General features: G+C 59.9%; 15 protein-coding genes. 6 read left to right on the forward strand and 9 right to left on the reverse strand.

What is annotated here, in order from left to right; translation table 11 throughout:
- From ACE3SE_RS02305 to secA, 5 genes are all read right to left on the reverse strand, one after another.
- The gene (locus tag ACE3SE_RS02305; RefSeq protein WP_374553675.1) at positions 1–780 is read right to left on the reverse strand and encodes a DUF3658 domain-containing protein; all 780 of its coding nucleotides are present in this window, start codon (positions 778–780) and stop codon (positions 1–3) included.
- A complete protein-coding gene (gene cysE, locus ACE3SE_RS02310; RefSeq protein ID WP_045846437.1) occupies positions 777–1562 on the reverse strand; it encodes a serine O-acetyltransferase in 786 nt (261 codons plus the stop codon). Before cysE ends, ACE3SE_RS02305 begins: the two co-directional genes overlap by 4 nt.
- A 47-nt stretch (positions 1563–1609) precedes the next feature.
- Entirely contained in the window at positions 1610–3106 is a 1497-nt protein-coding gene (rng, locus tag ACE3SE_RS02315; RefSeq protein WP_045846438.1) for a ribonuclease G, read from the reverse strand.
- A gap of 14 nt (positions 3107–3120) precedes the next feature.
- Complete coding sequence (locus ACE3SE_RS02320) at positions 3121–3717, reverse strand: Maf family protein (protein WP_374553678.1); 597 nt, start codon at positions 3715–3717, stop codon at positions 3121–3123.
- Positions 3718–4036: 319 nt separating this feature from the next.
- Complete coding sequence (gene secA, locus ACE3SE_RS02325) at positions 4037–6754, reverse strand: preprotein translocase subunit SecA (protein ID WP_045846439.1); 2718 nt, start codon at positions 6752–6754, stop codon at positions 4037–4039.
- Between the two features lie 478 nt (positions 6755–7232).
- Here secA and ACE3SE_RS02330 point away from each other — a divergent pair, with 478 nt between their 5' ends.
- The 4 genes from ACE3SE_RS02330 to ACE3SE_RS02345 all read left to right on the forward strand — a co-directional run bounded on the left by ACE3SE_RS02330 (position 7233) and on the right by ACE3SE_RS02345 (position 12396).
- On the forward strand, positions 7233–8972 hold the full coding sequence (locus ACE3SE_RS02330; RefSeq protein WP_374553679.1) for an ABC transporter permease: 1740 nt from the start codon (positions 7233–7235) through the stop codon (positions 8970–8972).
- A gap of 14 nt (positions 8973–8986) precedes the next feature.
- The gene (locus ACE3SE_RS02335; RefSeq protein WP_045846441.1) at positions 8987–10303 is read left to right on the forward strand and encodes an ABC transporter ATP-binding protein; all 1317 of its coding nucleotides are present in this window, start codon (positions 8987–8989) and stop codon (positions 10301–10303) included.
- Positions 10304–10710: 407 nt separating this feature from the next.
- Positions 10711–11760: a fimbrial protein gene (locus ACE3SE_RS02340; protein WP_374553681.1), complete on the forward strand. Its 1050-nt coding sequence runs from the start codon at positions 10711–10713 to the stop codon at positions 11758–11760.
- Positions 11761–11961: 201 nt separating this feature from the next.
- Entirely contained in the window at positions 11962–12396 is a 435-nt protein-coding gene (locus ACE3SE_RS02345; RefSeq protein ID WP_374553683.1) for a DciA family protein, read from the forward strand.
- Between the two features lie 75 nt (positions 12397–12471).
- Here ACE3SE_RS02345 and ACE3SE_RS02350 read toward each other — a convergent pair whose 3' ends face one another.
- From ACE3SE_RS02350 to ACE3SE_RS02365, 4 genes are read right to left on the reverse strand one after another with little or no spacing between them, the layout of a single operon-like run.
- Positions 12472–13554 (reverse strand): sulfate/molybdate ABC transporter ATP-binding protein, encoded by a 1083-nt coding sequence (locus ACE3SE_RS02350; RefSeq protein WP_045846443.1) that lies wholly within the window; start codon positions 13552–13554, stop codon positions 12472–12474.
- Positions 13555–13601: 47 nt separating this feature from the next.
- Positions 13602–14480, reverse strand: a complete 879-nt coding sequence (gene cysW, locus ACE3SE_RS02355) for a sulfate ABC transporter permease subunit CysW (RefSeq protein WP_374553685.1) — start codon at positions 14478–14480, stop codon at positions 13602–13604.
- 9 nt (positions 14481–14489) lie between these two features.
- Complete coding sequence (gene cysT, locus ACE3SE_RS02360; protein WP_131360866.1) at positions 14490–15320, reverse strand: sulfate ABC transporter permease subunit CysT; 831 nt, start codon at positions 15318–15320, stop codon at positions 14490–14492.
- A gap of 20 nt (positions 15321–15340) precedes the next feature.
- A complete protein-coding gene (locus tag ACE3SE_RS02365) occupies positions 15341–16333 on the reverse strand; it encodes a sulfate ABC transporter substrate-binding protein (protein WP_374553687.1) in 993 nt (330 codons plus the stop codon).
- A 360-nt stretch (positions 16334–16693) separates the two neighbouring features.
- On the opposite strand from ACE3SE_RS02365, the gene ACE3SE_RS02370 reads away from it, so the two are divergent.
- Entirely contained in the window at positions 16694–17992 is a 1299-nt protein-coding gene (locus ACE3SE_RS02370; RefSeq protein WP_045846447.1) for a DUF3422 family protein, read from the forward strand.
- Positions 17993–18230: 238 nt separating this feature from the next.
- A complete protein-coding gene (locus ACE3SE_RS02375; RefSeq protein WP_374553689.1) occupies positions 18231–19856 on the forward strand; it encodes a methyl-accepting chemotaxis protein in 1626 nt (541 codons plus the stop codon).
- Positions 19857–19931 lie beyond the last annotated feature (75 nt).

The following is a 19931-nucleotide window of genomic DNA, read 5'->3' on the forward strand; positions in this document are numbered from 1 at the left end:
TCAGCGCAGGGCCACGTGGGGCGGGCCATCCGCTTGCGGCGTCAATACCACAAGGCCGGCTTCCGCCAGCATGGACAGCCGCCAGAACAGATACGTGTCGGGCACAAAGGCCGTGACATGTTGCCCCATGACGCCACCCACCAGCCGGGCGGCGGCCTGCGGCCCATCACGACGCAATGCTTCCAGCAGGGCAGCATCGAAACAGTCGGCCGGCTGCTGTAGCAGTTGGCCATGGTGCAATTCACGCCAGCCGGCCGGGGCCTGCTGCCAGTGTTCCCATTCGGCGGCAAGGCGCTGGCGCTCTGCCTGCCCGACAGGCCTTGCTGTGCCGATCAACTGCCGGATTTCCTGCTGGCCGCACATGCCCATGGCAACACGGCCATTGTGCTGGATAGCCACCTTGCCACCGGCTTCCACCAGCGACAGCGGCTGGCTGGCGTGGGCATGCGCGCACACCATGGCCAGCAGCAGGCGGTCATGCGCGCCATCGCCCAGCCACAGGCAAAGCGGCTGGCGCTGGGCAAACACGCGGAACAACTGCTTGCGACAGTGCCAGTAGTCCTTGAGAAAGGCTTCGTCGATGTCCGGCAGCCAGCGCATGGACCACCAGATGCGGTTCCACCACGCCACCCGCGCCTGCGGGTCGATGGCATCGGCATCGGCCAGCGGGCCGTGGGCGAAGTCTTCCACCACCTCCAGCACCTCATCGCCCGGCAACAGGGTGCGCAAGGCCTGGGCGGCTGAAGGGCCGGTCAGCAGGTGCACGGTGGACTGGGTCACACGCGCTGGTCCATGTCGAGGGCGGGCATGGCGCCTTCCACCGTTTGCGCCACCACGCGGGCCGGGACACCGGCTACCGTGGTGTGTGGCGGTACGTCTTCCAGCACCACGCTGCCTGCGCCCACCTTGGCACAGTCGCCAACGCGGATATTACCCAGCACGGCGGCACCGGCACCCAGCATCACGCCGTCGCCGATCTTGGGGTGACGATCGCCCCGCTCCTTGCCGGAACCACCCAGCGTCACGCCATGCAGGATGGACACGTTATTGCCGATGACGGCGGTTTCGCCCACCACCAGCGCAGTGCCGTGATCGAGCATCACGCCCTGGCCGATACGCGCTGCCGGGTGGATATCCGCCCCGGTGACTTCGGAAATGCGGTTCTGCAGGAACAAGGCCAGGGTCTTGCGCTGCTGCTGCCACAGCCAGTGGGTGATGCGCTGGCTTTGCAGCGCATGAAAGCCCTTGAAATACAGCAAGGGGGTGGAATAGCTGTCACAGGCCGGGTCGCGCTCGAAACAGGCGCGGATGTCGGCCCGTACCGAGGCGCTGATCACCGGATCGGATGCCAGTGCTTCACGGAACAGTTCCATCAGCGCGCGGGCGTCCATCACCGGGCTGGCCAGCTTGCTGGACAGGTGAAAGGCCAGCACGTCTTCCAGCGTGCTGTGCCGCAATACCGTCATGTGCAGGAAGCTGGCCAGCAGCGGCTCGTCACGCGCAGCCTGTTCGGCTTCCTGCAAAATGGCGAGCCACAGGGCGTCGCCGGAATCTTGCTTCATGCTTGTTACTCCATGACCACGCGGCCCAGACCATGCCGGGCCGGTGCTTACAACAGGACCACGTCAAACTGTTCCTGGGTATAGGTGCTTTCCACCGACAGCGAAATCGGCTTGCCGATGAAGTCCACCAGCATGGCCAGGCTTTGCGATTCCTCATCGAGGAACATGTCGATCACCGGCTGGGCCGCCAGGATGCGATAGCCCTTGGCATCGAACTGGCGTGCCTCGCGCACGATCTCGCGTTGCACCTCGTAACACACGGTCTGGGCGGTCTTGATTTCACCACGGCCCTGGCAGGTGGGGCAGGGTTCGCACAACACGTGTGCCAGGCTCTCGCGGGTGCGCTTGCGGGTGATTTCCACCAGCCCCAGGCTGGTAAAGCCGTTGAGGGTGACACGGGTGCGGTCGCGCGCCAGTGCCTTGGCCACTTCGCTCAATACCGCAGTCTGGTGCTCTTCATTGTCCATGTCGATGAAATCGACAATGATGATGCCGCCCAGATTACGCAGCCGCAGCTGGCGGGCAATGGCCTGGGTGGCTTCCAGATTGGTCTTGAAGATGGTTTCGTCGAAATTGCGGTTGCCGACAAAGCCGCCGGTATTGACGTCGATGGTGGTCATCGCCTCGGTCTGGTCGATGATCAGGTAACCGCCAAACTTCAGGTTCACCCGCCGCGACAATGCCTTGTCGATTTCCGCCTCGATGGAAAACAGCTCGAACAGCGGGCGCTCACCGGAATAGCGCTCGATCTTGCGCACGGCAGACTGCACGTATTGCTCGGCAAATTCCACCATGCGGCTGTAGTTTTCGGTCGAGTCGACAATCACATGCTCGGTGGTGTCGCTCACCATGTCGCGCAGCACGCGCACCGCCAGCGGCAGGTCTTCGTACAACAGGCTTTGCGCCGGCAGGTGCTGCGATTTGTGGCGGATGTCGGCCCACAGCTTGGACAGGTATTCGATGTCAGCCTGCAGCTCGGTATCGGTGGCGGTTTCCGCGCTGGTGCGGATGATGTAGCCACGCGGCGTGCTGGGCGGCAGCAACTTTTCCAGCCGCGCCTTCAGGCTGTGGCGTTCCGACTCGCTCTCGATCTTTTGCGAGATGCCGATGTGTTCTTCCTGCGGCAGATGCACCAGGAAACGCCCGGCCAGCGAGATTTGCGTGGACAGCCGCGCACCCTTGGTGCCGATCGGGTCCTTGATCACCTGTACCAGCACGGTCTGGCCTTCGAACAGCATTTTTTCGATGCGTTGCGGTTCGGTGGGGTGCTGGCGCTGTTCCAGTACATCGGCAATGTGCAGGAAAGCCGCCCGTTCCAGGCCGATTTCGATGAAAGCGCTCTGCATGCCGGGCAGCACGCGCTTGACCTGGCCCAGATAGATATTGCCGACAATGCCGCGGCTGGCGGCGCGTTCCACGTGCAGCTCCTGCACGATGGAGTCCTCCAGCACCGCCACGCGGGTTTCCTGCGGGGTGATGTTGACGAGGATTTGTTCCTTGGGGCGCTGGATGTCGCGCGGCAGCGGAATGGACTGATGCAGCATGGTCTTGTCTCCGCTCAAGGGAATGGGTGGCCGAACAGGCCCAGCAGTTCTGCGGTTTCAAACATCGGCAGGCCCATCACACCGGTATAGCTGCCGGCGATATGGTCGATGAACACCGCCGCCAGGCCCTGGATGCCATAGGCACCAGCCTTGTCAAATGGCTCGCCGCTGTCGATGTAACGCTGGATATCGCTGTCGCTCAGTGCACGGAAATGCACTTCGGTGATGCTGGTGCGCAGTTCTACACGCTCGTCCTGACGCACGGCCACGCTGGTGACCACCTGATGGTTGCGACCGGAAAAAGCCCGCAGCATGCGCGCAGCGTCGGCCGTATCGGCCGGCTTGCCGAAGATTTCGCCGTCCAGCACCACGGTGGTGTCGGCAGACAACAGCGGGCGTGAAGGCAAACCACATTTTTGCACCACGGCCCAGCCGGCAGCGGCTTTTTCACGCGCCAGGCGCTCGGTATAGGCTACGGCGCTTTCACCGGGCAGCACCGATTCGTCGATGTCGGCGTGGATGCGTTCCAGGTGCACGCCCAGCTGTTCCAGCAGTTCGCGACGACGCGGGCTGCCGGATGCCAGGTAAATTCGGGTATCGCTTGGGGTCATGATGTTGTCGCTGCCAGTGTTATCAATATTTATGAGCTGCAAGGGTAGCAGAGCGGCCCTTGGCCCACCATCTGCTGCACCGCAAAATGTACCCGGCTACGTAGCTGCACCTACGGAACCGGTTCAGAGTCTCGCGAGCTAGAGTGAGACAAGGCGAAAACGGCTAAGGAAGCGAAGTTTACATAAAGTAAATGAGCATTCCGCAGGCGTTTTTAACGCAGTATCACCGAAGCGCAGCAGACTATGAGCAGCTTCCAAACAAAACGCCCTGCATAAAGCAGGGCGCTTGCTGGTATGGCATGGTCAGACGAGGTCGGACTCAGGCCAGACGGCCGTGGCACTGCTTGTATTTTTTACCGCTGCCGCAGGGACAAGGGTCGTTGCGGCTCACGCGCAGGCCCTGCTCGGCCAGCGCTTCGGGCGACAGGGGATTGTCCTCTTCGTCCGCGGCACCCAGCGAAGAGCCCGGCTCGGCATGCTGCATTTCGTACTCGCCATGCTGATGCGGTTCGACCGCGTCAACGTCTTCCTGACCGCGAATCTGCACGGTCATCAGGACATTGACCACGCTGCGCTTGATACGCTCCAGCATGTCGGCAAACAGCTCAAACGCTTCGCGCTTGTATTCCTGCTTCGGGTTCTTCTGCGCATAGCCGCGCAGGTGAATGCCCTGACGCAGGTGGTCCATGGCGGCCAGATGTTCGCGCCAGTGGGTATCCAGCATCTGCAGCACCAGGCTGCGTTCGAACTGGCGCATCACCTGCTCGCCAGCCAGCTCCACCTTGGCCTGATAGGCATCGGCAGCCTGCTGGATGATGCGGGCCTTGATATCCGGAATGTCCAGCGTGGATTCGGCCTTGATCCAGTCGGCCACCGGGGCGGCCAGCTGGAATTCGGCTTCCAGGGTTTTCTCCAGGCCGACCAGGTCCCACTGCTCTTCCATGGATTCCGGCGGCAGGTGCAGGTCTACCAGGTCGGACAGCACGCCTTCGCGCATATTGATCACCACCGCGCTGACGTCTTCATCCTGCAGGATGTCGTTACGCTGCTGGTAGATCACCTTGCGCTGGTCGTTGGCCACGTCATCGTATTCCAGCAATTGCTTGCGGATGTCGAAGTTACGGCCTTCCACCTTGCGCTGGGCGTTTTCGATGGAGCGCGATACCCACGGGTGTTCGATGGCTTCGCCGTCCGGCATTTTCAGGCGGTCCATGATGGCCGCCACGCGGTCGGAGGCAAAAATGCGCAGCAGCGGGTCTTCCAGGCTCAGGTAGAAGCGGGAGGAACCCGGGTCGCCCTGACGGCCGGAACGGCCACGCAGCTGGTTGTCGATACGGCGCGATTCATGACGCTCGGTACCGATGATGTGCAGGCCGCCGGCAGCCAGCACTGCGTCGTGGCGTTGCTTCCACTCGGCACGGATGGCTTCGATGCGGGCGTTCTGCTCGGCCTCGGACAGGCTGTCGTCCTTCTGTACCGCGCGGATTTCCGGTTCCGGGTTGCCACCCAGCACGATGTCGGTACCACGACCGGCCATATTGGTGGCCACGGTGATCACACCCGGACGACCGGCCTGCACCACGATGTCGGCTTCACGCGCATGTTCCTTGGCGTTCAGCACATTGTGCGGCAGCTTGGCCTGCTTGAGCAGCTCGGCAATCAGCTCGGAGTTTTCGATGCTGGTGGTACCCACCAGCACCGGCTGGCCACGCTCGTGGCAGTCCTTGATGTCGGCCAGGATGGCGTCGTACTTCTCGCGTGCCGAACGATACACCTTGTCCTGCGCGTCCTTGCGCTGCATCGGACGGTTGGTGGGGATCACCACCGTTTCCAGGCCGTAGATGCTCTGGAATTCGTAGGCTTCGGTATCGGCCGTACCGGTCATCCCGGACAGCTTGCCGTACAGGCGGAAGTAGTTCTGGAAGGTAATGGACGCCAGGGTCTGGTTTTCGCGGTTGATTTCCACGCCTTCCTTGGCTTCCACCGCCTGGTGCAGGCCTTCGGACCAACGGCGGCCAGCCATCAGGCGGCCGGTGAATTCATCCACGATCACCACTTCGCCATCCTGCACCACGTAGTGCTGGTCCAGATGGAAGAGCGAATGGGCGCGCAAGGCGGCCATCAGGTGGTGCATCAGGGTGATGTTGGTGGCGGAATACAGGCTGTCGCCTTCCTTCAGCATGCCCAGCTGTACCAGGATGTCTTCGCAATGCTCGTGACCGGCTTCGGACAGCAGCACGCTATGGGCTTTTTCATCCACCCAGTAGTCGCCCTCGCCGTCTTCGGTTTCCTGACGCTTGAGCAGCGGCGGTACCGCGTTCATGCGCTGGTACATGTCGATATTGTCTTCGGCCGGGCCGGAGATGATCAGCGGGGTACGCGCTTCGTCAATCAGGATGGAGTCCACTTCGTCGACCACGGCAAAGGCCAGCTTGCGCTGCACTTTTTCGCCGGTGGTGAACACCATGTTGTCGCGCAGGTAGTCAAAACCGAATTCGTTATTGGTACCGTAAGTGATGTCGCAGGCATAGGCAGCCTGTTTGTCGTCATGCGCCATCTGCGACAGGTTCACGCCCACGGTCAGGCCGAGGAAGTTGTACAGGCGACCCATGATGCCGGCGTCACGGCTGGCCAGGTAGTCGTTGACGGTGATGACATGCACGCCGTTGCCGGTCAGCGCATTCAGGTACACCGGCAGGGTGCCCACCAGGGTCTTGCCCTCACCGGTACGCATTTCGGCAATCTTGCCGTTGTGCAGCACCATGCCGCCAATCAGCTGCACGTCGAAGTGACGCATGCCCAGCACGCGGCGCGAGGCCTCGCGGCAGACGGCAAAGGCCTCCGGCAGGATACTGTCAAGCGTTGCGCCATCAGCGATGCGCTTCTTGAACTCGGCGGTTTTTCCCGCCAAAGCCTCGTCGGACAGCGCTTTCATGCCATCTTCGAGGGCATTGATGCGCGCCACTTCCTGACGATACTGCTTCAGCAGACGGTCGTTGCGGCTGCCAAATACTTTCTTGAGTAGCGAGGAAATCATGTATTCCAATCCAGAGGCCCGGACGGGCCGATAAAACAAAATAGGCGAAAGTGTAGCACATCCCGAGAACAAGGTTATGGGGGCGAGCTTGCGCTGAATCAAGCCATGTGGGCCAAACTTGTCGCCGCCATATGGCAGTCATGACAAGCTGTCATCGCAGCAATGACAAGCCAAAGCCCGGCATGGCAATGACGACGGATTTGCCAGTAAAGCCCAAACCCGCATAAAGACTGGCAAATGGCTGATTTCCCGCCATTTTTCTACCGAATCATGTCGTTACATAATCCATACAAAAAAATGTCAAATTTCATCAAAATTTTATGAGCGCCTTGTTATCATTCGTGCGCATTTGCAGAGCCAGTTTGATGTTTGCCCACGGCATGCCGTGCCATAACAAAAGATGGTGCTCATCTGATGAAGAAGCGGAACGGGGCCTGCACCGTGCCGCCAGGTTAACCACACCAATCGGAGAGGCCTGATGACTAGCGTTATCCGTCCGTTTATTCCCGCCACAGCCAAGCGGCTGCTGCCCAATCGCTGGGACTTGATTGCTTTCCCGCTGATCCTGGGTTTCCTGTTGTTTGCCACCACCGGCATTGAAGGAACCTGGGCCCCGATCAGCGCCTTGCAGACCGAACCCATCTCGCTGGATGCGGCCAATCTGCCCGAATACGCCTTGCGTACCACCTTGCGCATGCTGGCCGCCATGTTTGCGTCCATCGTGTTCACGCTGATCTACGGCACGCTGGCAGCAAAAAGCCGCCGCGCCGGCCAATTGCTGGTGCCCATCCTGGACATCCTGCAATCGGTGCCGGTGCTGGGTTATATCTCGTTTACCGTTACATTCTTCCTGGCGCTGTTTCCCGGCCGGGTGCTGGGCGCTGAATTTGCCGCCATTTTTGCGATTTTCACCTCGCAAGCCTGGAACATGACCTTCAGCTTTTACCAGTCGCTGCGCACCGTGCCCAACGACCTGAAAGAAGTGTCGCAAAACCTGCGCCTGTCCGGCTGGCAGAAGTTCTGGAAACTGGAAGTGCCGTTCTCCATGCCGGGCATGATCTGGAACATGATGATGTCCATGTCCGGCGGCTGGTTCTTCGTGGTGGCGTCCGAAGCCATCACCGTGGGTGACAAGACCGTCACCCTGCCGGGGGTGGGTTCCTATCTGGCCATGGCCATTGCGCAGAAAAACCTGACGGCGGTTGGCTGGGTGATTCTCACCATGACCGTGGTCATCATCATCTATGACCAGTTCCTGTTCCGCCCGCTGGTGGCCTGGGCCGACAAGTTCCGCCTGGAAGACACCATGTCGCAGGCGGCACCGGAATCCTGGGTGCTGAACCTGATCCAGCGCACCCGCGTCATCCAGCAAATCCTGCGTCCGTTTGGCAAGCTGCTGAAAAAACTGGCGCGCCTGCGCCTGAACATCAGCCTGCCGCGTGCCATCCACACCGAATCCCACTCCGGCGTATCCCGCGGGCTGGATATCATATGGGGAGCCTTCATCACCCTGCTGGTAGGCTATGTCTGCTGGCGACTGTACAGCTTCATCAGCAGTGAAGTGGGGCTGGGTGAAACCTTCAAGGTGGTTGGCCTGGGCTTCATCACCCTGATCCGCGTCACCTTGCTGATTGCGCTGGCCTCCGTCATCTGGGTGCCGCTGGGCGTGCTGATCGGCCTGCGTCCGCGCCTGGCCGAGATGATCCAGCCGATTGCCCAATTCCTGGCAGCCTTCCCGGCCAACCTGCTGTTTCCGGTATTCGTGGTGTTCATTGTCCACTTCAAGCTGAACCCGGATATCTGGCTGTCGCCGCTGATCGTGCTGGGTACCCAGTGGTACATCCTGTTCAATGTGGTGGCCGGTGCCAGCGCCTTCCCCAATGACTTCCGCGAAGCAGCCACCAATTTCCACATCAAGGGCTGGCAATGGTGGCGGCAAGTGATGCTGCCGGGCATTTTCCCCTACTACATCACCGGGGCCATCACCGCTTCCGGCGGCGCGTGGAATGCCAGCATCGTGTCGGAAATGGTGTCCTGGGGCGATGACAAGCTGGCAGCCCACGGCCTGGGCGCGTATATCGCCCAAATGACCGCTGCCGGTGACTTTCCCAAGATTCTGCTCGGCATCTGCGTGATGTCGCTGTTTGTCGTGTTGTTCAACCGTCTGCTGTGGCGTCCGCTGTACGCCATTGCCGAAAACAAACTCCGTCTCAACTGACCAGGGGGAAAATCATGCACAACGAAACCACAACCCTGCGGCAGGAAATCTTCTCCCTCAAGCATGTCGACAAGGGCTATCACAAGGGTGGCGAAGACGATATCCAGGTGCTGGACGACGTCAACCTCACCTTGCATGAAGGCGAAATCGTCGGCCTCTTGGGCCGCTCCGGTTCGGGCAAGTCCACCTTGCTGCGCATCATTGCCGGGCTGATCCAGGCCAGCAGTGGCGAAGTGAACTACTGCGGCCAGCCGCTGACCGGCCCGGCCGAAGGCGTGGCCATGGTGTTCCAGACCTTTGCCCTGTTCCCGTGGCTGACCGTGCTGCAAAACGTGGAAGCCGGGCTGGAAGCCCTGGGCGTGGAACCCAAGGAGCGCCGCCGCCGCGCACTGGCCGCCATCGACCTGATCGGCCTGGACGGTTTTGAAAACGCCTACCCGCGCGAATTATCCGGCGGCATGCGCCAACGCGTGGGCTTTGCCCGTGGCCTGGTGGTGAACCCCACCCTGCTGCTGATGGATGAACCGTTCTCCGCGCTGGACGTGCTGACCGCCGAAACCCTGCGTACCGACCTGCTCGACCTGTGGAACCAGAAGCAGCTGCCGATCAAGTCCGTGCTGATCGTCACCCACAACATCGAGGAAGCGGTGTTCATGTGTGACCGCATCATGGTGCTGTCGTCCAATCCGGGCCGCGTGGTGGCAGAAATCAAGGTACCGTTCGCCCATCCGCGCAACCGGCTGGACCCGGCATTCCGCAAGATGGTGGATGACATCTACGCACTGATGACCCAGCGCCGCAGCGCCGACACCCTGCACAAGGTGCAACTGGAAATCGGCAGTCCCTTGACCGAGGTGTCCACCAACCTGATGGCCGGCCTGATGGAAGCGCTGGCCGCCGCACCGTACAACGGCCGCGCCGACCTGCCGGAAATCGGCAGCAAGCTGCTGCTGGAAGTGGACGACCTGTTCCCGGTGGCCGAAACGCTGGAACACCTGGGCTTTGTCGAACTGCGCGACGGTGATATCGAACTGACCGCCGCCGGCAAGCTGTTTGCCGACTACGGCACACAGGAACGTAAGGTGCTGTTTGCCGAGCATCTGCTGCGTCATATTCCGCTGGCCGCCCGTATTCGCCGCGTGCTGCAGGAACGTCCGGGTCAACGCGCGCCGCGCCTGCGCTTTGAACAGGAGCTGGAAGACTCGCTGAGCGACGGTGCCGCCGAGGAAACACTGGATACCGTGATCAGCTGGGGCCGCTACGCGGAAATCTTCTCCTACAACGACCACAGCGAGACCTTCAGTCTGGAAGACATGGAGGGTGGGCAGTAAGCAAGCCGAGTACTCAACACAAGGCCACATCTCACGATGTGGCCTTTTTTGTTTCCCACCTCAATACAAGCAACGCAGCCATATCATGGCAATTACATAATGCAGCCATACTAACGGTATGAATGCATACCAACGCAGACCTTCCAGCAAGCACAAGTGTGTAAAGGAAACCCCCCTATGCAAGCTCGGAATTTTCCATTTGAAAATTCTGGAACAGCTACTAACAATAAAAGATCAAATACTGCACCAAAATTCAAGGCACGCCAGTGTATATCAAGGCTAGTTCACCCACTTCCCAAATACAATAACAGCCAATTAAAAGAAATCCAAATAACAGCCAAAATCTTGCATGCCGTTTACTACGACTATTTTACAGGCAACACCAGCAAGCACAAAGGGTTAAACTGATGAAATCAACCATTATCCGCATACTATTTATTATCGGTTGCCTTTTTCAGGCACAAACCAGCCTGGCGTGTACCGGAACCTATAGCCAATACATCGCAACCCCTTTTTCGATCACCGTGCCTGGCCGTGATGCACCACTCGTGACACCACTGACTCCATGGTACACATACACCACACCCATTTATTCCGGCTGTCCCACTACACAAGCCATCCAGATCGGCATGATTAGGCAAGCAGGTTATGATGTTGGCATTAATTACTACGACCCCTCAGATGGAATTAGCCATCCCATCCAAAGAATAACATCGCCGGCATTGGTTGGAATCGGCTTTATTGTAGCTGCGGGCTCATCCCCATCAGCATGGCAAACTTTAAGTTTATACAACCCGTCAGGAATAGAAAATTACAATAGCTTTGTCACAACATCTTCAAATGGAATTATTACTGCCTCTGTCAAAATTCGCCTTATACGCTACTCCCCATTACAAAATACAAACTCTTTTACCATCACCAGTGGTCAAGCAATTATTACATTTCCATGGAAGTATGCAACCTGGTCTTCATGGGACAGAACAATGGCTACTGCTTTTCGAACAAATGCAACCGGCACCTTCACCAATAGCTTATTTCAAACATGCAGCGTACTGACCCCCAATTTACAAGTTAACCTGCCCTCCATAGAGGGAAACAAACTTAACGCCATTGGAGCCACTGCCGGTGACACGCCATTCAATTTATCGCTCAATTGCCCTAGCGGAGTTAATTTGTACATTACCATGACCGACAAAACCAATCCGGGACAGACCAGCAATATTATCAATTTAACCAGCGACTCCACGGCCAAGGGGGTTGGCATACAGATTAAAAAAAATGGCCAGACCATTTCGATGGGGCCTGATTCCAGTGCAGCAGGCAATACCAATCAGTTCTGGGCGGGGAGTATTAATGGCGTGGCAACCATTCCTCTCAGTGCCAATTACATCCGGACAGATACCGTCTCCGGCGGCAGTGTCAAAGCCACCACCACGTTTACCTTGTCTTATCAATGATGAACAAGGAAAAATATCAGCCGTACTGTGTATATTTATTTACCCTCTGAGGTTGTCTGGCCCAAAGCGGGTAGCAGATTCAAGAAAACAGGCCTACCGATTGGCAACCGTATCAGACAAGAAATGACGGACAAGAATAGTAAAGCCGCAGCTTGAGGGCATCAGTTACAATAGTGCCTATCATTTGAGCCCAGAAGCCCCATGTCAGAACGCCAGTTTGAAGATATCGCCCGTGGTGACAGCACGCTGCGCCAGCTCACGCGCGAGGCCAATGCGCTGATGGCGCTGGATCAGGTATTCCGCAGCCAGCTGCCACCGCAGCTGGCCGAGGCCTGCCGCGCGGTGCGCATTCGCGATGGCGAACTGGTGGTGTTTGCCAATAACGGCATTGTTGCTGCGCGCTTGCGCATGATGGGCAACAGCCTGCTGGTCCCGCTGGAGGCGCGCGGCTACAGTGCCAGCAAGGTGCGTATCAAGGTAGACATCCACCTGACACCACCGCCACCGCCACCCAAGCGCATCGGTATCAGCCAGCAGGCGCTGGCCGAAATTGAAGCCGGGGCCCAGCAAGTGAGCAACCCGCTGGTCAGCGCCGCGCTGGCGCGGCTGGTTGCCCACCACAAATCCCGCTCCTGAGCCCTGCTCCAGCATGAAAAAAGGCCGTATACCAGCTGGTATGCGGCCTGTTGCATTCAGATTGTCCGGTCGAGGTCAGATCACATAATCCTGCTGGCCGGAGGCATCTTTCAGGAATACCGCCAGCTTGCGTGGCGTCACGTACACGGTATCGCCCGGTACGATGCCCAGCGCGCGGAAGCGCTCCTTGCTGACTGCGGCCTCGATGGTCTGGCCATCGGCCTGCTGCAACTCCACCCGCACCACCGGCCCGACAGCATGAATGTGCTCGACCCGGCCTTGCGCCAATGCACCTTCGGCCTGCAGGCTGAGGTCCAGATCATGTGGGCGTACATAGGCCACGGCAGCGTCGCCGTCGGCATCCTGATGCTGGCTCAGTGCCTGCTCGTAATTGCCGATGGTGAGCTGACCGGCATCCACCCGGCCGTGGAACAGGTTCACATCGCCCAGGAACTGCGTGACGAAAGGCGTGGCCGGATGTTCGTAGATATCATCCGGACGGCCCACTTGCTCGATATGACCGTGATCCATCACCACCACGCGGTCGGACACTTCCAGTGCTTCTTCCTGATCGTGGGTCACAAACACGCTGGTGATGTGCATGTCGTTGTGCAGGTCGCGCAGCCAGCGGCGCAAGTCCTTGCGCACCTTGGCATCCAGCGCACCAAAGGGTTCATCCAGTAGCAGCACCTTGGGTTCCACCGCCAGTGAGCGGGCCAGGGCGATGCGCTGGCGCTGGCCGCCGGACAACTGGCCGGGATAGGCATCGGCCAGCCAGTCCAGCTGCACCATCTTCAGCAACTTCATCACCCGCTCGCGGATTTCCTCTTGCGACGGGCGTTCGCGGCGCGGCTTCACCGACAGGCCAAAGGCCACGTTGTCGAATACCGTCATGTGGCGGAACAGCGCGTAATGCTGGAACACAAAGCCCACCTGACGCTCGGCCACATGGGTGTTGGTGGCGTCAGCACCGCCAAACAGCACCTGGCCGGCATCCGGCTTTTCCAGCCCGGCAATGATGCGCAGCAAGGTGGTCTTGCCGCAGCCGGACGGCCCCAGCAGCGCCAGTAGCTCGCCGGAAGCGACATCAAGACTGACATTGTCCAGCGCGGTGAACTGGCCAAACTGTTTGCGGATATTGCGGATTTCAATGCTCATCGTGGTTCTCCGGCCGCCGCCTGTGGCAGCGGTTCACATCATTCGGTTCAGGGTTGTGCCGCCTGGGCTTGCATGCGGGCTTCGGCAGTACGCAGGGTGGAGGCCTGTTGCTGGCGGTGCAGCCGCCATTCCACCAGCGACTTCACCAGCAGGGTCACCAGCGCCAGCAAGGCCAGCAGCGAGGCGCAGGCAAAGGCACCAACAAAGTTGTATTCGTTGTAAAGGATTTCCACATGCAGCGGGATGGTGTTGGTTTCGCCACGAATATGGCCGGACACCACGCTGACCGCGCCAAATTCCCCCATGGCACGGGCATTGGTGAGGATGACCCCGTACAGCAGGCCCCACTTGATATTGGGCAGTGTCACCTTGCGGAAGGTCTGCCAGCCGCTGGCCCCCAGCACGATGGCAGCCTGTTCTTCATCCGCCCCTTGCGACTGCATCAGCGGAATCAGCTCGCGGGCAACAAAGGGGAAGGTGACGAATACCGTGGCCAGCACAATGCCCGGCACGGCAAAAATCACCTGCAGACCGTGGTCCTGCAGCCAGCCGCCCACCACCGTATTGGCACCGAACAGCAGGATGAACATCAGCCCCGCCACCACCGGCGACACGGCAAACGGCAGGTCGATCAGCGTGGTGAGCAGGCTTTTGCCGCGGAATTCAAAGCGTGCAATCGCCCAGGCGGCCGCCACACCAAACACCAGGTTGAGCGGCACCGCGATGGCGGCGGAAATCAGCGTCAACTTGATGGCGGACAGGGCTTCCGGCTCCACCAGCGCAGTCAGGTACAGCTGCCAGCCCTTGTGCAGCGCCTCCCAGAACACGCCAATCAGGGGCAGCAGCAAGAACAGGAACAAAAATACCAGCGCCACGGCAGTCAGGGCATAGCGTACCGGGCGGCTTTCAGTCGTCAGAGTGGCCATGTTTACCCCTTAACGCGCACCGTGGCGGCGTGCGGCCCACCACTGGATCAGGTTGATCAACAACAGGAAAACAAAGGAAATGCCCAGCATCACCAGTGCCACCGCAGTGGCACCTTGCTGGTCGAACTGGTCCAGCTTGGAGACGATGATCAGCGGGGCAATTTCCGACACCATCGGAATATTGCCGGCAATGAAAATGACCGAGCCGTATTCACCGGTGGCGCGGGCAAAGGCCATGGTGCCGCCGGTAATCAGCGAGGGCAGCGTGGCCGGAAAGATCACCCGGCGGAAAATGTCCCAGCGGCTGGCACCCAGGCAGGTGGCGGCTTCTTCCAGTTCCTTTTCCAGGTCTTCCAGCACCGGCTGTACGGTTCGCACCACAAAGGGCAGGCCGATGAAGGTGAGCGCCACGATGATGCCCAGCGGGGTGAACGCCACCTTGATGCCCAGCGGAGCCAGAAACTGGCCGATCCAGCCATTGGGTGCATACAGTGTGGTCAGCGCGATACCGGCCACTGCGGTAGGCAGGGCAAAGGGCAGGTCCACCAGCGCATCCACCAGCCGCTTGCCGGGGAAGGGGTAGCGCACCAGCACCCAGGCCACCAGAAAGCCGAATACCAGGTTGATGAGGGCGGACAGACCGGCCGTGGCAAAGGACAGCCGGATGGATGCCATTACCCGCGGGCTGCCCACTGCAGCGGCGAAACCGTCCCAGCCCATGCCGACGGTGGAATACACCAGCGCGGCAAAAGGCAGCAGCACGATCAGCGCCAGCCAGAACAAAGTAATGCCGAAGCTGAGCCGGAAACCCGGCAGCACGCTATGGCGCAGATTGAGGATATTGCTCACAGTCACTCCGCTTAACGCTTGCTGTAGATCTGGTCAAACACACCGCCATCGGCAAAGTGCTTCTGATTGACCGCCGCCCAGGAACCGAACACGCTTTGCACGGTAAAGGTTTTCACATAGGGAAACTGGGCATCGAATTTCTGCGCCACGGCCTTGTCCTGCGGGCGCAGATAGTTTTGTGCGGCAATGGTCTGTCCTTCGGTACTCCACAGGAAGCGCAGATAGTCTTCCGCCTGTTTGCGGGTACCTTTCTTGTCCACCACCTTGTCGACAATGGCCACCGGGGTTTCCGCCAGCACCGACAGCGGCGGGTAGACGATTTCAAAGCTGCCACGGCCGAATTCGCGGGCAATCAGCTCGGCTTCGTTCTCGAAGGTCACCAGCACATCGCCGATCTGGCGCTGCATGAAGGTGGTGGTGGCGGCACGGCCACCGCCATCCAGCACCGGTACGTTCTTGAAGATGCCCGTCACCAGTGCGCGCGCCTTGGCTTCGCTGCCGCCCGGCTGCTTCAGCCCGGCACCCCAGGCCGCCAGATAGGTATAGCGGCCATTGCCGGAGGTTTTCGGATTGGGGATGATCACCTGCACACCCGGCTTGGCCAGGTCATTCCAGTCGCGCACCTTGTGCGGATTACCCTTGCGCACCAGGAACACCGTGGTGGAAGTAAACGGCACCGATGCATTGGGCAGTCGGCTGGACCAGTTGGCCGGAATCAGGCCGCGCGTGGCCAGCAGGTCGATGTCCGAGGCCTGGTTCATGGTGATGACATCCGCCGCCAGGCCATTGGCTACCGACAAGGCCTGCTTGCTGGAACCGCCGTGCGACTGCTGGATGGTGACGGTTTCCCCGGTCTTCGCCTTGTAGGCTTTCTGGAAGGCCGGGTTGTAGTCCTTGTAGAAATCGCGCATCACGTCGTAAGACACATTCAGCAAGCTGGCATCAGCCAGAACATGAGCGGATAGCAAAGCTGCCAGAACACCGGCAAACACGCGCAATTTCATGATGGACTCCAGAATGGTGAGGTTGCATCATGCTAACCCGACAGCTTTATTCGATTTAATAATATTATTACCTACACTTATACAAAATTAATCTATCAATCCGGTGGCGGGTGACAAGCAAGTTTCCACTCGGCCATGCTGGCTGTCCGGAAACCAGCACAGCCCGCTAGCGCAGAATGGCGCCATCACAGCGCCAGGCCTTGCTGAATGGTGTTCAGTGCCGGCTCTGGCGCGCTGGCGTGGTAATTGCATGGTATGACAGGGCGACGTTCGGGTATGCTGATGCGCGCAAGCGGTTTGAGTACTGGGCAGGCTGGCAGCCACCCCAGTCCTGAAACCGTTTCTTTTTCAGGACCTGTCATGACCACACTCACCCCGCACCATTTGCGCCGTGAACTGAACGAAGAGGCGCATGCCCGGCCCTATGCCGCCATTCCCTCGCCTGCCCGGCTGACCTCGCTCAGCCTGTATTACGACTTTGACGACGCACCACAACGCGCGGCACTGGCCGACCTGGCCCAGCGCATGGGCCTGCCTGCGCCCCTGCCCGGCCAGGCTTATTACTCGGCCAGCGCAGGCGACTTGCTGGTGCGCTGGTCCTTGCATGCCGAATTTGCCCGTTACACCTTTATTGTCAGTGGCGATTGCAACGACCCGTTCGACCGCACCCCGCTGGACCGCATTCCTTCAGCCTGGCTGCGCGAGCTGCCCGGCGTGGTGCTGGTGGCACTGCACGCGGTGCTGCTGCCGGCCGAGCGGGAAACCGAGCTGGCCGATATGTCCAGCCGCTGGTTTGGCGGCCGCGAGCTGATTGGTGCTGAAATCGGCGATGGCAACGGCGCGGCCTATACCGACTTGCGACTGCATCCCGATGCCCGCCTGGCCGAAGGCTTCTCCCGTTATGTGGTGGTGGATCGCGCCATGGGCCCCAACCAGTCCGGCCGCATGCTGCAACGGCTGTTCGAGCTGGAAACCTACCGCATGCTCACCTTGCTGGCGCTGCCCATTGCCAAGAAGCAAATGCGCGATCTGGACAATCTGGGCATTGAGCTGCGTGCCATCACCGAACGCATGGCCAGTGGCGAGGGCAATGGCTCGGACGCTCAACTGCTGTCCGAACTCACCGGCCTTGCCACCCGCGTGGAACAGCTGATTTCGGAAAGCCAGTACCGTTTTTCCGCTTCACAGGCTTACTACCGCCTGGTGGAAGCCCGCATTGGCGAATTGCGCGAACAGCGCATCTCCGGCATGCAGCCCTTCCGTGAATTCATGGAACGACGGCTGTCCCCGGCCATGAACACCTGCGACACCGTGCTGCGGCGGCAAGACCGCATCACCGCCCGCCTGCAACGCACCACTGCGCTGCTGCGTACCCGGGTGGAAGTGCTGCATGAAGAACAGAACCGCGCCTTGCTGGCCAGCATGGACCGCCGCGCCGCCCTGCAACTGCGCTTGCAGGAAACGGTGGAAGGCCTGTCGGTGGGGGTGCTGACCTATTACATGGTGAGCCTGCTGCACCACCTGCTGGCTGCGGTGGAGTCCGTCGGCATTCATCTGAATGTGGAGCTGCTCACCGGCATCGCCATTCCGCTGGTGGCACTGGTGGTGTGGTTCAGCATGCACAAGCTGAAAGCCTCGCTGGGAAGCGGGCACGATTGAACCCTGTCGGCCCGCCACCACCAGGCGGGCCGATTTGTCAGGATACGCCGGGTCTCAGCCCGTCCTTCCGGCCCAAGCAAGCCATTGTTTGACAATTATGATTGTCATTACACAAGCATTCCCGGAAAATCCCCGGTCTTTAACAGGGTCAGTGCCGTTTAGCCAGCACACACCTTCAAGCAAACCGGCAAATCAACATTACAACAGGCTCAGCCTCACCCCCGCACGGATTCACGCCATGACTCACCAGAACCAGAAGCTAAAACCCGTCCTGACCGGCTTTATTGCCATTGTTGTCGTCCTGCTGCTTGCCCTTGGCGGCATCACACTGTTCAGCCTGCAACGCATAGACCAGACCGCCCATTACGAACAGGACGTCACCAATGCGCTGGTGCAGCACATGACGGACGTGCGCTACCACGTGGTGCAGATCCAGCAGTTTCTGACCGATGTCAGCGCTACCGGTGATGCCGATGGGTACAAGGATGCGGAAGAGCACTACCAGGCCCTGCAGAAAAACCTGCCGGCCATGATCAGCCTCGATCCGCAGCTCAGCAGCCAGGTTAATGGCATGCAACAGTCGCTGGACCAGTTTTACGCGGTGGGCAAGCGCATGGCCAAGGCCTATATCGATGGCGGACGGGAAGCGGGCAATGTGCTGATGAAGGAAAAAGGCAGCGGCTTTGATGACCGTGCCGAAGCACTGACCAAACAGGTTGAAGCCCTGAACGAGCACATCCACAAGGCTGATGATGACGCTTATGCCGCGATGAACAAGACGGCGAGAGATTTGCGCAACATGATGCTGGGCCTGACCAGCATGCTGGTGGTGGTGGTGGTGCTGGGCGGGGTGCTACTGTACCGTCGTGTGTTTGGCGTACTGGGCGGCGAACCGGCCCTTGCCATGGAAGTGGCCAACCGCATTGCCAGTGGCGACCTGAGCCAGCGCATCGAACTGTCGTCCGCCAGCCAGGGCAGCCTGATGGACAGCCTGTCCACCATGCAGCGCCAGCTGCGCAACATCACCAGCAATATCCGCACTCTGTCTGGCGAACTGGACAGCAGCGCCGACAGCATGAGCGGTGCCGCGCACAATCTGCAGCAAAGCAGCACGGTACAAAGCGAATCCACCCGCTCGATGAGCGTGTCGGTGGAAGAAGTGCTGCAAAGCATCCAGCAACTGGGCAGCCAGAGCGACGATGTTGGCCATGAAGCCCGCAATGCCGGTGCGATGGTGAGCGATTGTGAACAGCTGATCCATGCCACCGCCAGCGACATCAGCCACATTGCCGAGCGCATCAGCAGTGCCGCCAGCGCGATTGACGACCTGGACAAGCAGACCGACGCCATTGCCTCCATTACCCGCACCATTCATGACATTGCCGACCAGACCAATCTGCTGGCACTGAATGCTGCCATTGAAGCGGCACGCGCCGGGGAAATGGGCCGTGGCTTTGCCGTGGTGGCCGATGAAGTGCGCAAACTGGCCGAGCGCACCGGCGTGGCCACGGTGGAAATTTCCGGTCAGATCGACACCATCCGCCAGGGCATGGGCAGTGTGGTGGGGGTGATGCAAAGCAGCGTGGATGCATCCAATCACGGGGTGGAACAAACCCACAAGGCACGCGAAGCCATCAGCGGCATCCGCCAGAATACCGACCAGATTTCCCAGCACATCCAGGGCATCAGCCTGGCCTTGCATGAGCAGCAAACCGCCATGACCGACATGGCCCAGCGTATCGAAGTGGTGGCCACCATGACCGAGGCCAACCAGGCCACGGTGGCAGCTTCTGCCACCGCGTCCGACCAGCTGAGCAGCCATGCCAAGGCGTTGCATGCTGCCGTGGGTGTGTTCCGCTCCTGACCCATCAGCCGTAAAAAAACCGCATCCTGCAAAGGATGCGGCTGAATCCACAGCCGGAAACTGACCCGTACCGGC

This window comes from Aquitalea pelogenes (genome assembly GCF_041914625.1).
GTDB lineage: Bacteria > Pseudomonadota > Gammaproteobacteria > Burkholderiales > Chromobacteriaceae > Aquitalea > Aquitalea pelogenes.